We start from the raw sequence: 13,529 nt of genomic DNA on the forward strand, positions 1-13,529 counted from the left end.
GCCTGAGAAACATCATCAAGCCGTATCCATCGCCGATCATCACCGGGCGCGGTATCGACCTCGACTTCCCGATGCTCGCCGGTTGCCTGGCGCTGCTCGGCCTGGGGCTGGTCATGATCACTTCCGCGTCGTCGGAAGTGGCCGCAGTACAGTCGGGCAATACCCTGTACCACATGATCCGCCACCTGATTTACCTGGTCCTCGGCCTGGGGGCGTGCATCGTCACCATGATGATTCCGATTGCCACCTGGCAACGCCTCGGCTGGCTGATGCTGCTTGGTGCCTTCGGTTTGCTGATAATGGTGATCATCCCGGGGATCGGCCGTGAGGTGAACGGCTCGATGCGCTGGATCGGTTTCAGTTTCTTCAACGTGCAGCCATCGGAAATCGCCAAGGTATTTGTCGTCATTTACCTCGCCGGTTACCTCGTGCGTCGCCAGAAAGAAGTGCGTGAAAGCTGGATGGGGTTCTTCAAGCCCTTCATCGTGCTGTTGCCGATGGCCGGCCTGCTGCTGATGGAGCCGGACTTCGGTGCCACCGTGGTCATGATGGGCGCGGCGGCCGCGATGCTGTTCCTCGGCGGGGTCGGGCTGTTCCGCTTCACCTTGATGGTGGCGCTGGCAGTCGGGGCGGTGACCGTCCTGGTGCAGGCGCAACCCTACCGGATGGCTCGTCTGATTACCTTCACCGACCCCTGGGCCGACCAGTTCGGTTCCGGCTACCAACTGACCCAGGCGCTGATCGCCTTCGGTCGTGGCGAGTGGCTGGGCGTTGGCCTGGGCAACAGCGTGCAGAAGCAGTTCTACCTGCCGGAAGCTCACACTGACTTCGTGTTCTCGGTACTGGCCGAAGAGCTCGGCATGGTGGGTTCCCTGTGCACCGTCGGCCTGTTCGTGTTCGTGTGTGTGCGCGGCATGTACATCGGCTTGTGGGCTGAAAAAGCCAAGCAGTATTTCGCGGCGTATGTGGCCTACGGCCTGTCGTTCCTGTGGATCGGTCAGTTCCTGATCAACATCGGGGTGAATGTCGGCCTGTTGCCGACCAAAGGCCTGACCCTGCCGTTCCTCAGTTATGGCGGCAGTTCGCTGGTGATCTGCTGTGCCTGTCTCGGCTTGTTGCTGCGTATCGAGTGGGAGAGTCGAACCCACCTGGGCAGTGAAGAGATGGAGTTCCAGGAGAGCGACTTCGCCGAGGAGCCGCCCCATGGCCGCTAACGTCTTGATCATGGCGGGCGGCACCGGTGGCCACGTGTTCCCGGCGCTGGCCTGTGCCCGCGAATTCCAGGCCCGGGGCTACACCGTGCATTGGCTGGGGACCCCGCGCGGCATCGAGAATGAACTGGTGCCGATGGCCGGTATCGAACTGCACCGGATCAACGCCAGTGGCGTGCGCGGCAAGGGCAAGTTGTCCCTGCTCAAGGCCCCGTTCATGGTGCTCAAGTCCATTTGGCAGGCACGGGCGATCATTCGCCAGCTGCAGCCGGTGTGTGTGGTCGGCTTTGGTGGTTTTGTGACCGGTCCTGGCGGTGTCGCGGCCAAACTGGCGGGCGTGCCGGTGATCGTTCACGAGCAGAACGCCGTGGCCGGTACCGCCAATCGGTTGCTGGTGCCGTTGGCCGCCCGGGTCTGTGAAGCGTTCCCCGACACCTTTACCCTGTCGGGCAGCCGTAGGACCACCGGTAACCCGGTGCGCACCGAGCTGTTCCTCGACACACCGCGACCCGCCCTGGCGGGGCGCAAGGCGCGTTTGCTGATCCTGGGCGGAAGCCTGGGCGCAGAACCGTTGAACAAGTTGCTGCCTGAAGCCCTGTCGCAAGTCGTCCCCGACCTGCGTCCGGAAGTGTTTCATCAGGCCGGCAAAAACCACGATGAAGTGACTGCAGAGCGCTATCGCGCGGCTGGCGTCGAGGCGCAAGTAGAGCCTTTCATCAAAGACATGGCCCAAGCCTATGGCTGGGCCGACCTGGTGGTGTGCCGCGCAGGCGCGCTGACCATCAGTGAACTGGCTGCCGCCGGTCTGCCCTCGATGCTGGTGCCATTGCCCCATGCAATCGACGATCACCAGACCCGCAACGCCGATTATTTGGCCCGTGAAGGCGCTGCCTTCCTGATGCCGCAAAGAACGACTGGCGCAGCGGATCTTGCCGCACGCCTGACAGAGGTCCTGATGCAACCACAACGACTCGCCGACATGGCCACCGCCGCCCGCCGCCTGGCCAAACCCGATGCCACCCGTAACGTGGTCGATACCTGCCTGGAGGTGGCCCATGGTTGAGAATCAGAAAGCCATGCCGCATCCGGAAATGCGCCGCATCCGTCGCATCCACTTCGTCGGTATCGGCGGCGTGGGCATGTGCGGCATCGCCGAAGTGCTGCTGAACCTGGGCTATCAAGTGTCCGGTTCGGACCTTAAGGCTTCGCCGGTCACCGAGCGTCTCGAGTCCTTTGGCGCCCAGATCTTTATCGGCCACCGTGCCGAGAACGCCGCGACCGCCGATGTACTGGTCACCTCCAGTGCCGTGAACACGTCCAACCCGGAAGTCGCCACCGCCCTGGAACGCCGGATTCCGGTGGTGCCGCGGGCAGAAATGCTCGCCGAGCTGATGCGTTATCGCCACGGCATCGCCGTCGCTGGTACCCACGGCAAAACCACCACCACCAGCCTGATCGCTTCGGTGTTCGCCGCCGGTGGCCTGGACCCGACATTCGTGATCGGTGGCCGTCTGAATGCAGCGGGCACCAATGCCCAGCTCGGTTCCAGTCGTTACCTGATTGCCGAAGCCGATGAAAGCGACGCCAGTTTCCTGCACTTGCAGCCGCTGGTGGCCGTGGTCACCAACATCGACGCCGATCACATGGCGACCTACGACGGTGACTTCAACAAGCTGAAGAAAACCTTCGTCGAGTTCCTGCACAACCTGCCGTTCTACGGTCTGGCGGTGGTGTGCCTGGACGATCCGGTGGTGCGCGAAATCCTGCCATTGGTCAAGCGCCCGACCGTCACGTACGGCTTCGACGACGACGCCGACGTGCGCGCGATCAATGTACGCCAGCAAGGCATGCAGACCTTCTTCACCGTGCTGCGCCCTGACCGTGAACCGCTGGATGTCTCGGTGAACATGCCGGGCAACCACAACGTGCTCAACTCGCTGGCGACCATCTGCATCGCCACTGACGAGGGCGTCAGCGATGAAGCCATCGTCCAGGGCCTGTCCGGGTTCCAGGGTGTCGGCCGACGCTTCCAGGTCTACGGCGAACTGCCGGTAGAAGGCGGCAGCGTGATGCTGGTCGACGACTACGGTCACCACCCGACCGAAGTGGCAGCGGTCATTAAAGCCGTGCGCGGTGGCTGGCCGGAGCGCCGCCTGGTGATGGTTTACCAGCCGCACCGCTACAGCCGTACCCGCGACCTGTACGACGATTTCGTCAATGTATTGGCCGATGCCAACGTGCTGCTGCTGATGGAAGTCTACCCGGCCGGTGAAGAGCCGATTCCGGGCGCAGACAGCCGCAAGCTGTGCAACAGCATCCGCCAGCGCGGCCAGCTCGACCCGATCTACATCGAGCGCGGGGTCGACCTCGCGCCGATCGTCAAGCCACTGCTGCGTGCCGGCGACATCCTGCTGTGCCAGGGCGCCGGTGACATCGGTGGTCTCGCACCGAAGCTGTTGAAGAGTCCGTTGTTCGCTGGCGCCGTTGCTGCGCCGAGCGTGGGGAAGTTGAAATGACTGCTGCTTACGCCAACCTTGTCTCCACTATTGCACCGAAAGACTTCGGCCGCGTCGCCGTGCTCTTCGGCGGCAAGAGTGCCGAGCGTGAGGTCTCCCTGAAGTCGGGTAACGCCGTGCTCGACGCGCTGCTGAGCGCCGGTGTGGATGCGTTCGGTCTCGACGTCGGCGATGACCTGTTGCAGCGTCTGCTCAACGAAAAAATCGACCGCGCCTTCATCATCCTCCACGGCCGTGGCGGTGAAGACGGCAGCATGCAGGGCCTGCTGGAATGCCTGGGCATTCCATACACCGGCAGCGGCATCCTGGCCTCGGCACTGGCGATGGACAAGCTGCGCACCAAACAGGTCTGGCACAGCCTCGGCATTCCGACGCCACGCCATGCGGTGCTGAGCTGCGAAGCCGATTGTATTTCGGCGGCGACGGAACTGGGCTTCCCTTTGATCGTCAAACCGGCCCATGAAGGTTCAAGTATCGGGATGGCCAAAGTGACCTCCGCGTCTGAATTGATCGACGCGTGGAAAGCGGCCAGTACCTACGATTCGCAAGTGTTGGTCGAGCAATGGATTCAAGGTCCGGAGTTCACCATCGCCACCCTGCGTGACCAGGTGTTGCCACCGATTGCCCTGGGCACGACGCACAGCTTCTACGACTACGACGCCAAGTACGTGGCATCCGATACCCAGTACCGGATCCCCTGTGGCCTGGACAGCAGCAAAGAACAAGAACTCATGGACCTCACGGCCAAAGCCTGTGAGGCGCTGGGTATCGCCGGTTGGGGCAGGGCGGACGTGATGCAGGACGCCGACGGGCAGTTCTGGTTCCTGGAAGTCAACACCGCGCCGGGCATGACCGATCACAGTCTGGTGCCGATGGCGGCCCGTGCCGCCGGCCTGGATTTCCAGCAACTGGTATTGGCGATCCTGGCGGCCAGTGTTGCCGGTAACGCTGCCAGCCACGTAGCCAATAACAAAGAGCCGCGAGGTTAAGACCATGCAAGGCGCCCAGCTGAGACATCAGCCCCCCGCACCGACCGGCCGCAAGCCGGTGCCGCGGGGTGCCAGCCGAATGGTGGCCAAAGAGCCGATGTCTGCGCGCCTGCCGAAAGCCAATTTTGCTTTTGTCAAAAGCCTGTTCTGGCCGGTGCTGCTGGTAGTGCTGGGTTTCGGCACCTACGAAGGCACGCAGCGCTTGTTGCCGTATGCCGATCGGCCGATCAGCAAAATCGCCGTGCAGGGCGACTTGAGTTACATCAGCCAGCAAGCGGTGCAGCAGCGGATAGCGCCATTCGTGGCGGCGAGCTTCTTCACCATCGACCTGGCGGGCATGCGCACCGAGCTGGAACAGATGCCATGGATTGCCCACGCGGAAGTGCGCAGGGTGTGGCCGGATCAAGTGGTGATCCGCCTGGAAGAACAACTGCCGGTGGCCCGTTGGGGTGATGAATCGCTGTTGAACAACCAGGGTCAGGCGTTCACCCCGCGTGAACTGGCGAACTACGAACACTTGCCACAGTTGTTCGGTCCACAACGGGCTCAACAGAAAGTGATGCAGCAATACCAGGTGCTGAGCCAGATGCTCAGGCCATTGGGCTTCTCGATTGCACGGCTGGAGTTGCGTGATCGAGGCAGCTGGTTCCTGACCACCGGCGCCGGCAGCGCGGGTCCGGGGATTGAACTGCTGCTGGGACGCGGCAACCAGGTGGAAAAGATGCGCCGCTTCATTGCCATCTATGACAAGACGCTCAAAGAACAGATTACGAACATTGCGCGCATCGATCTGCGCTACGCCAACGGCCTCGCTGTTGGCTGGCGGGAACCTGTAGCGCCCACGACGGCCCAACCCGCTGTCGCGAAGAATTAAGAAGAGGCAGGACCAATGGCAAACGTGCAAAGCGGCAAAATGATCGTCGGTCTCGATATCGGCACCTCCAAGGTGGTGGCGCTGGTCGGCGAGGTCTCGGACGACGGCACGCTGGAAATTGTCGGGATCGGTACTCATCCGTCCCGTGGCCTGAAGAAAGGCGTGGTGGTGAACATCGAGTCCACCGTGCAGTCGATCCAGCGCGCGATCGAAGAAGCGCAGTTGATGGCCGGTTGCCGGATCCACTCGGCGTTCGTTGGTGTGGCGGGCAATCACATCCGCAGCTTGAACTCCCACGGCATCGTCGCTATTCGCGATCGCGAAGTCAGCGCCGCCGACCTTGAACGTGTGCTCGACGCCGCCCAGGCTGTGGCGATCCCGGCCGACCAGCGCGTGCTGCATACTCTGCCGCAGGATTATGTGATCGATAACCAGGAAGGCGTGCGTGAGCCGCTGGGCATGTCCGGCGTACGCCTGGAAGCCAAGGTCCACGTGGTCACCTGTGCCGTCAACGCTGCACAGAACATTGAAAAATGCGTGCGTCGCTGCGGCCTGGAAATCGACGACATCATTCTCGAGCAGCTGGCATCCGCGTACTCGGTGCTGACCGACGACGAGAAAGAGCTGGGCGTGTGCCTGGTGGACATCGGCGGCGGCACCACCGACATCGCGATCTTCACCGAAGGCGCGATCCGTCACACCGCGGTGATCCCGATTGCGGGCGACCAGGTGACCAACGACATCGCCATGGCGTTGCGCACCCCGACCCAGTACGCCGAAGAAATCAAGATTCGCTACGCCTGCGCCCTGGCCAAGCTGGCCGGTGCCGGTGAAACCATCAAGGTGCCAAGTGTCGGCGACCGTCCGCCGCGCGAGCTGTCCCGCCAGGCCCTGGCCGAAGTGGTCGAGCCGCGTTACGACGAGCTGTTCACGCTGATCCAGGCCGAACTGCGTCGCAGCGGCTACGAAGACCTGATCCCGGCCGGCATCGTGCTGACCGGCGGTACTTCGAAAATGGAAGGCGCGGTCGAACTGGCCGAAGAAATCTTCCACATGCCGGTCCGCCTGGGCGTGCCCCATGGCGTCAAGGGCCTGGACGACGTCGTCCGCAACCCGATCTATTCCACCGGCGTCGGCCTGTTGATGTACGGCCTGCAGAAGCAGTCCGACGGGATTTCGTTCTCGGGCATCAGCAGCCGCGACAGTTACAGCAATGAAGAGCCGAAAGTCGCCTTGCTCGATCGCTTCAAGAGCTGGGTCCAGGGCAACTTCTAAAGATTTACCGCAGCACCGTTGTAGATACAGGCAGTAGGCGCAAAAACTAGAGAAATGAAAGGAGAGGGAAAATGTTCGAACTCGTAGACAACATCCCCGCAAGCCCGGTTATTAAAGTTATCGGTGTTGGCGGAGGCGGCGGCAACGCCGTCAACCACATGGTCAAGAGCAACATTGAAGGCGTTGAATTCATCTGCGCCAACACTGATGCCCAGGCGCTGAAAAGCATCGGCGCGCGGACCATCCTGCAACTGGGCACCGGCGTGACCAAAGGTCTCGGCGCTGGCGCCAACCCTGAAGTAGGTCGTCAGGCCGCTCTCGAAGACCGTGAGCGCATTGCCGAAGTCCTGCAGGGCACCAACATGGTGTTCATCACCACTGGCATGGGCGGCGGTACCGGTACCGGTGCTGCGCCGATCATTGCTGAAGTGGCCAAGGAAATGGGGATCCTCACCGTTGCGGTGGTGACCCGTCCGTTCCCGTTCGAAGGCCGCAAGCGCATGCAGATCGCCGACGAAGGTATCCGTCTGCTGTCTGAAAGCGTCGACTCGTTGATCACCATTCCCAACGAGAAGTTGCTGACCATCCTCGGTAAAGACGCGAGCCTGCTGTCGGCTTTCGCCAAGGCCGACGATGTACTGGCTGGAGCCGTTCGCGGTATCTCCGACATCATCAAGCGTCCGGGCATGATCAACGTCGACTTCGCCGACGTCCGTACCGTGATGAGCGAAATGGGCATGGCAATGATGGGCACTGGCTGCGCCAGCGGTCCGAACCGTGCACGCGAGGCCACCGAAGCGGCCATTCGCAACCCGTTGCTCGAAGACGTGAACCTGCAAGGTGCACGCGGCATCCTGGTGAACATCACCGCCGGTCCTGACCTGTCCCTGGGTGAGTACTCCGACGTGGGTAGCATCATCGAAGCCTTCGCTTCCGAGCACGCGATGGTCAAGGTCGGTACCGTTATCGATCCGGACATGCGCGACGAGCTGCACGTGACTGTGGTTGCCACAGGTCTGGGCGCGAAAATCGAGAAGGCTGTGAAGCTCATCGACAATACCGTTCATACCTCCATGGCTTCCCAGCCACAACAACAAGCCCCTGCACGCCAGGAACAGCCAGCGGTAAACTACCGTGACCTGGACCGTCCGACCGTCATGCGCAACCAGGCTCAGGCCGGTGCTGCGGCTGCCGCGAAGATGAATCCGCAAGACGACCTGGACTACCTGGACATTCCGGCTTTCCTGCGTCGTCAGGCCGATTGATGGAATGTATCAGGGCTATGAAGGTGATTGGTGTTCAGCAAAGGCGTGGTCTGCTATTATCGCCAGCCTTTGTTGATACCAGTTCGCAATTTGCGCTGAAGCGGCCCAAGCCATGATTAAACAACGCACACTGAAAAATATTATCCGTGCCACAGGTGTAGGTCTGCACTCCGGGGAGAAGGTATACCTGACCCTCAAGCCTGCACCTATCGACACCGGCATCGTGTTTGTTCGTGCCGATCTGGACCCTGTGGTGCAGATCCCTGCTCGCGCGGAAAACGTTGGTGAAACCACGATGTCGACCACATTGGTCAGTGGTGACACCAAAGTGGATACGGTGGAGCACTTGCTCTCGGCCATGGCTGGCCTGGGCATCGATAACGCCTACGTCGAGCTCTCCGCGTCCGAAGTCCCGATCATGGATGGTAGCGCTGGACCTTTCGTATTCCTGATTCAGTCGGCGGGCCTGGAAGAACAGGACGCCGCCAAGAAATTCATCCGCATCCTGCGCGAAGTGACAGTGGAAGACGGCGACAAGCGCGCCACTTTCGTCCCTTTCGAAGGCTTCAAGGTGAGTTTCGAGATCGATTTCGATCACCCGGTTTTCCGTGACCGCACACAAAGTGCAAGCGTGGATTTTTCCAGTACTTCGTTCGTAAAAGAAGTCAGCCGCGCCCGTACCTTTGGTTTCATGAGTGACATCGAGTATCTGCGCAAGCACAACCTCGCACTCGGCGGCAGCGTTGAAAACGCTATTGTGGTCGACGCGGATGGTGTACTGAACGAAGACGGCCTTCGTTATGAAGACGAATTCGTGAAGCACAAGATCCTCGATGCTATTGGTGACCTCTACCTGTTGGGCAATAGCCTGATTGGTGAGTTCAAGGGCTTCAAGTCCGGACATGCTTTGAACAACCAGCTGCTGCGCAAGTTGATTGAGCAGACAGATGCCTGGGAAGTCGTGACTTTTGAAGACGCCAGCACTGCACCGATCTCTTACATGCGCCCAGTTGCGGCCGTGTAAGTAAAAAACCTCTCTAGTTTTTCAAGGCTGCCTTCGGGTGGCCTTTTTTTATGCCCCGAATTGGCGGTGTCTGGAAGGGCCTCATCGCCACAGCATTATTTCTCAGCCGGTAGCGACGACCCGATTACGCCCACTTTCCTTGGCCTGATACAACGCCTTGTCCGCGGCAAACAGCAATTGCTCCAGGCTCAAGTCGCTCTGCGGGGTCCAGGTGCTGATCCCGATACTGACAGTCATCGGCGACTCTGCATCCGCCCTCAACGGCAACTGCTCGACCGCTGAACGGAGCTGTTCGGCAATCCGCAGCGCACCCTGGCTGCCGGTTTCGGCAAGAATCACCGAAAACTCCTCGCCGCCATAACGGGCAACCAGATCCGCCGGCCGTCGGACATGGGCGCTGATCACCCGGGCCACCGTGCGCAGCGCATCGTCGCCAGCCTGATGCCCGTGGCGATCGTTGAACGCCTTGAAGTGGTCGGCATCGATCATCAGCAGCGACAGCGGCAAGCCCGAGCGTTGGGCACGAAACCATTCATGGCGCAGGACCTGATCCAGGGTTCGGCGGTTGGCCAGGCCGGTCAACGCATCCGTGGCGGCCAGTTGCGCCAGTTCCTGCTCGGCGTTATGCCGCAGGCGCAATTCCCGGCTGAACAACCAGGTCAACCAGAGCAGGCTCACGCACAGGGCCAGGGTCGCCAGGCTGACCACCAGCGCCGTGCGCTTCCACGCCGCATAGACTTCGTCGCTGGACAGGGCAACGATGACGATCAACGGCAAGTCGCCCACCTGGGAGAACGTGTACAGGCGTTCATCCTGGTAGAGGCTTGAAGTGCCGGTGAAGCTGCCGTTGCCTTCTTTGACGATGCGCTGGAAGTTAGGACGGCTGCTGAAGTCCTTGCCGGTCATGTCCTCGGCCGGGCGCGGTTGCAGGGCCAGGAGGATCCCGTCCTTGCTGATCAGGGTGATGGTGCTGTCCCGACCTATGTTCAAACTGTTGAACAACTGATCAAAGTAGTTCAAGCGCATCGCGGCTTCGGCCACACCCAGGAATTCGCCTTGGGCGCCACTGATCCGGCGGCTGAAGCTGATACGCCATTCCTGTCCTGCCTCTGCGGACTTGAACGGGCGGCTGATGAGCATGCCCGGGGTCCGCTTATTCACATGGGAGCGGAAAAATTCACGGTCGGCAAAGTTGCCCTTTCTGGGTACCACCGAGGCCGAGTCGGCCATCACGTTGCCCTGGTTGTCGAGCAACAGAATGTCGCCTTTATAGGGCGCAGCCGTGGCGCGGTCGAACAAGGCCAGGTGACGAATGAGCGGGGATACGGATTTGAGGTCTTCACGCTGCGAGGCGGCAATCAGGCCCAGCAACGACAGATCATAGAGTTGTATGTTGCGCAGGACGTCGGCGTCGATCAACTGCACGATATTGGATGCTGCGCGAGTGGCGGACAGCTCGGCGTTGGCGCGTTCACGGATCAGCAGGAAGGCGACAATGCTCATGATTGCAATCGCCAGCAGTAAACTGCCGAGAGTCAGAATCCGTTCCGGTCGCGTCGAACGGATCGAGTGGTGAGGTATCGCATGGCGCACACTCATGGTTCTGACTTCTACTGACAAGGCGATAAGAGACTTCTGGTGCAATCGCCGGGGCAGAGCGCCGGACACCGATTGCGTATACAGCGCCTGTATAAATCCCAAGCAAAAAAAAGGCCAGCAAAACATGCAGGCCTTTTTTGAAACGGGGGTCAGAAAAAGCTGAACGGGTCGTCGATGATCGCTCGGTTATCGTTACATCAATTGCAACGAACCGGCGAAAAAAAGCCGCTGATAGCAGCGGCTTGAAGACAACTTTCAACGGAAAGAGCCGATAAAAGTGTCGAGGGAAACAGAGTGGTTTCTAACGGTCAGCTGTCGTTCTCGAGTCCTGTCTGGGACCGGCTGGTCGACGCCTGAGGGGTTTGCGCGGCATCCTGAGCCTTGGCCGTCATTTCGCTCTGATACTCTTCGAACGCCGCGGCGCGTGCGGTGTTGTGCGCGGCGAAAGTCTGCGACTCTTCAGCCATGGCGACCGGAGACAGGAACAACGAGGACAAAACGAAAGCGCTGGCAATACCCATGGTGTTGGACATCTCTAAAACCTTCTTGCTTGGCAAGTGCTGTTTGGTGCGGCAAAGATAAGGCGCAATCAGGCGGGGAAAAAGAGCGAATTCATGAAAGGACTGTTGCGGAAAATACAAGGATCGAGTCTGTAGGAGCCGGCTTGCTGGCGAAGGCGTCCTCATGGGCGGTGCAAGGCTCGAGGGCCTCTTCGCTGGCAAGCCAGCTCCTACAGGGGGGCGTCAGACGGGGAGGTGGATACCGAAGGTATTCATGCCGTGATCACTGCGCACAAACACGTCCCCGCCATGCATCAGTGCAATCGCCTTGACGATCGCCAGGCCCAGGCCGTGGTTGTTGCCACTGTTGCTGCGCGACGCATCGACCCGATAGAAGCGCTCGAACAGTCGCGGCAGATGCTCGCTGGCAATCGGCGATCCCGGGTTTGCGACACCGATGCTGACCTGGTGCGCCTCGACCTCGATCCGCACCTGAATCACTTGGCCGGGTTCGGTATGCTGCACGGCATTGCTCAGCAGGTTGATCAACGCCCGACGCAGATGAGCGATTTCGATCCGCACCTGGGCATCGCCACTGACCTGCACCTGGACCTGGGCGTCTTCGAGGATGAAATCCAGGTATTCCAGGGTGGTTGCCACTTCATCCGCCAGGGAGGTGGACATCAGTTTGGTGGCCTTGCTGCCCTGGTCGGCGCTGGCGAGAAACAGCATGTCATTGATGATCGAACGCAGCCGTTCCAGCTCTTCGAGGTTCGATTGCAGCACTTCGAAGTAGTGTTCGGCTGAACGGCCACGGGTCAGTGCCACCTGCGTCTGGCCGATCAGGTTGGTCAGTGGCGAGCGCAGTTCGTGGGCAACGTCGGCGTTGAATGATTCCAGGCGCGAGTAGGCCTGTTCGACGCGTTCCAGCGTGGAGTTGAATGAGTTGACGAACTGATTGAGTTCCGGCGGCAGCGAGGCCAGTCGCAACCGCCCGGAACGCAATGGCGGGGCCAGGCGCTGGGCTTCCTGGGACAGCTTGATCAATGGCTTGAGGCCGATCCGTGCCACCCAATAGCCAAGTGCCGAGGCCAGTAACACCCCGATGATCGCCAGGCTGATCAAGGCGATCAACAAGTGGTGCTGAGTCTGGAAAAACGTTTCGGTGTCGATGCCGATCATGAAACGCAGCGGCGGTCGCTGATCCTTGGCGGGAAACTGGCTGACCAGCACCTTCAATGGATAAGGCTGATCCGGCAGTTTCAGGTCGCGCATGCCCAGCGGCCCCTGGGCAAAGGCGCGGATCTGCGGCGTCAGGTTGCCGTATTCGTAATGGGGGTCGCCGCTGATGATCCAGAAACTGATGCGCTTGTCTTCTTCACCCAGCAGCTTGAGCTTGTTGTTGATCTTCACCCAATGCTCCGGCGTGCCGTAACGGCCGACGGTGGATTCGAGCACGCTGTAGCGCGCATCCAGCTCGGCTTCGGGCAACAAGCCCAGGCCTTTGTCGACTTGCTGATAGAGCGCCCCGCCGATCAACAGGAACACCAGCAGCGCGACCAGGGTGAACATCCCGCTCAAGCGCAGGGCAATCGAATTACTGGACACCACGGCTCTCCAGCACATAACCCATGCCACGGATGGTGTGCAGCAATTTCTCCTCGAACGGCCCGTCGAGCTTGGCCCGCAGGCGCTTGATCGCGACTTCGACCACGTTGGCGTCGCTGTCGAAATTGATGTCCCAGACCATCTCGGCAATGGCGGTTTTCGAGAGGATTTCACCTTGTCGACGGGCCAGCACACTGAGCAGCGAGAACTCCTTGGCCGTCAGGTCCAGGCGCATGCCGGCGCGGGTGGCCTTGCGGCTGATCAAATCGATCCACAGGTCGGCGACGCTGACTTGCACCGGTTCATGGCCGCCGCTGCGACGCGTCAACGCCTGTAGCCGTGCCACCAGTTCGAGGAAGGAAAAAGGTTTGCCGAGGTAATCGTCGGCGCCGTCGCGCAGGCCTCTGATGCGGTCTTCCACGCGCTCGCGGGCGGTGAGCATGATCACCGGGGTTTGCTTGCGCGCACGCAACGCGCGCAATACGCCGAAGCCGTCCAGGCCCGGCAGCATGACGTCGAGGACGATCACCGCGTAGTCGCTTTCCAGCGCCAGGTGCAAGCCGCCGACGCCGTCGCGCGCCAGGTCCACGGTGTAGCCCTGTTCCGTCAGGCCGCGATGCAGGTAGTCCGCGGTTTTTTCCTCGTCTTCGATAATCAGAACGCGCATG

Annotated in this window: 12 protein-coding genes; 8 read left to right on the forward strand and 4 right to left on the reverse strand. The window is 60.8% G+C overall.

All coding sequences use genetic code 11. The annotated features are described in order from the left end of the window. Positions 1-2 precede the first annotated feature (2 nt). From ftsW to lpxC, 8 genes are all read left to right on the forward strand, one after another. On the forward strand, positions 3-1,214 hold the full coding sequence (ftsW, locus tag ELQ88_RS07240; protein ID WP_178084742.1) for a putative lipid II flippase FtsW: 1,212 nt from the start codon (positions 3-5) through the stop codon (positions 1,212-1,214). Next, positions 1,204-2,274 (forward strand): undecaprenyldiphospho-muramoylpentapeptide beta-N-acetylglucosaminyltransferase, encoded by a 1,071-nt coding sequence (murG, locus tag ELQ88_RS07245; RefSeq protein ID WP_138964349.1) that lies wholly within the window; start codon positions 1,204-1,206, stop codon positions 2,272-2,274. The genes ftsW and murG overlap by 11 nt, the downstream gene beginning before the upstream one ends. Further along, positions 2,267-3,727: a UDP-N-acetylmuramate--L-alanine ligase gene (murC, locus tag ELQ88_RS07250; RefSeq protein ID WP_128873755.1), complete on the forward strand. Its 1,461-nt coding sequence runs from the start codon at positions 2,267-2,269 to the stop codon at positions 3,725-3,727. Before murG ends, murC begins: the two co-directional genes overlap by 8 nt. Then, positions 3,724-4,716: a D-alanine--D-alanine ligase gene (locus ELQ88_RS07255; RefSeq protein ID WP_128873756.1), complete on the forward strand. Its 993-nt coding sequence runs from the start codon at positions 3,724-3,726 to the stop codon at positions 4,714-4,716. Before murC ends, ELQ88_RS07255 begins: the two co-directional genes overlap by 4 nt. A gap of 4 nt (positions 4,717-4,720) precedes the next feature. Further along, positions 4,721-5,590 carry a cell division protein FtsQ/DivIB gene (locus ELQ88_RS07260; RefSeq protein ID WP_128873757.1) on the forward strand — a complete coding sequence of 290 codons (870 nt, stop codon included), beginning with the start codon at positions 4,721-4,723 and terminating at the stop codon, positions 5,588-5,590. A 15-nt stretch (positions 5,591-5,605) separates the two neighbouring features. Continuing rightward, on the forward strand, positions 5,606-6,865 hold the full coding sequence (gene ftsA / locus ELQ88_RS07265; RefSeq protein WP_128873758.1) for a cell division protein FtsA: 1,260 nt from the start codon (positions 5,606-5,608) through the stop codon (positions 6,863-6,865). 71 nt (positions 6,866-6,936) lie between these two features. Further along, positions 6,937-8,130, forward strand: coding sequence for a cell division protein FtsZ (ftsZ, locus tag ELQ88_RS07270; protein WP_064675982.1), 1,194 nt, complete (start codon positions 6,937-6,939; stop codon positions 8,128-8,130). Positions 8,131-8,242: 112 nt separating this feature from the next. Then, positions 8,243-9,154: a UDP-3-O-acyl-N-acetylglucosamine deacetylase gene (lpxC, locus tag ELQ88_RS07275; protein ID WP_095130494.1), complete on the forward strand. Its 912-nt coding sequence runs from the start codon at positions 8,243-8,245 to the stop codon at positions 9,152-9,154. A gap of 102 nt (positions 9,155-9,256) precedes the next feature. On the opposite strand, the gene ELQ88_RS07280 is transcribed toward lpxC, so the two are convergent. The 4 genes from ELQ88_RS07280 to ELQ88_RS07300 all read right to left on the reverse strand — a co-directional run bounded on the left by ELQ88_RS07280 (position 9,257) and on the right by ELQ88_RS07300 (position 13,528). Beyond that, positions 9,257-10,753: a sensor domain-containing diguanylate cyclase gene (locus tag ELQ88_RS07280; RefSeq protein WP_138964351.1), complete on the reverse strand. Its 1,497-nt coding sequence runs from the start codon at positions 10,751-10,753 to the stop codon at positions 9,257-9,259. Between the two features lie 308 nt (positions 10,754-11,061). Then, positions 11,062-11,286, reverse strand: coding sequence for a hypothetical protein (locus ELQ88_RS07285; protein WP_138964353.1), 225 nt, complete (start codon positions 11,284-11,286; stop codon positions 11,062-11,064). A 210-nt stretch (positions 11,287-11,496) separates the two neighbouring features. Beyond that, positions 11,497-12,861, reverse strand: a complete 1,365-nt coding sequence (locus ELQ88_RS07295) for a heavy metal sensor histidine kinase (RefSeq protein WP_128873760.1) — start codon at positions 12,859-12,861, stop codon at positions 11,497-11,499. Then, positions 12,851-13,528, reverse strand: a complete 678-nt coding sequence (locus ELQ88_RS07300) for a heavy metal response regulator transcription factor (RefSeq protein ID WP_128873761.1) — start codon at positions 13,526-13,528, stop codon at positions 12,851-12,853. The genes ELQ88_RS07295 and ELQ88_RS07300 overlap by 11 nt, the downstream gene beginning before the upstream one ends. Position 13,529 lies beyond the last annotated feature (1 nt).

The sequence above is a fragment of the Pseudomonas sp. MPC6 genome (assembly GCF_006094435.1).
GTDB lineage: Bacteria > Pseudomonadota > Gammaproteobacteria > Pseudomonadales > Pseudomonadaceae > Aquipseudomonas.

What these genes read in the sequence shown, in the direction of transcription:
- murG (WP_138964349.1), top strand. Translation starts at nt 1,204, where the DNA reads ATGGCCGCTAACGTCTTGATCATGGCGGGCGGCACCGGTGGCCACGTG.
- murC (WP_128873755.1), top strand. Translation starts at nt 2,267, where the DNA reads ATGGTTGAGAATCAGAAAGCCATGCCGCATCCGGAAATGCGCCGCATC.
- ELQ88_RS07255 (WP_128873756.1), top strand. Translation starts at nt 3,724, where the DNA reads ATGACTGCTGCTTACGCCAACCTTGTCTCCACTATTGCACCGAAAGAC.
- ELQ88_RS07260 (WP_128873757.1), top strand. Translation starts at nt 4,721, where the DNA reads ATGCAAGGCGCCCAGCTGAGACATCAGCCCCCCGCACCGACCGGCCGC.
- ftsA (WP_128873758.1), top strand. Translation starts at nt 5,606, where the DNA reads ATGGCAAACGTGCAAAGCGGCAAAATGATCGTCGGTCTCGATATCGGC.
- ftsZ (WP_064675982.1), top strand. Translation starts at nt 6,937, where the DNA reads ATGTTCGAACTCGTAGACAACATCCCCGCAAGCCCGGTTATTAAAGTT.
- lpxC (WP_095130494.1), top strand. Translation starts at nt 8,243, where the DNA reads ATGATTAAACAACGCACACTGAAAAATATTATCCGTGCCACAGGTGTA.
- ELQ88_RS07280 (WP_138964351.1), bottom strand. Translation starts at nt 10,753, where the DNA reads ATGAGTGTGCGCCATGCGATACCTCACCACTCGATCCGTTCGACGCGA.
- ELQ88_RS07285 (WP_138964353.1), bottom strand. Translation starts at nt 11,286, where the DNA reads ATGTCCAACACCATGGGTATTGCCAGCGCTTTCGTTTTGTCCTCGTTG.
- ELQ88_RS07300 (WP_128873761.1), bottom strand. Translation starts at nt 13,528, where the DNA reads ATGCGCGTTCTGATTATCGAAGACGAGGAAAAAACCGCGGACTACCTG.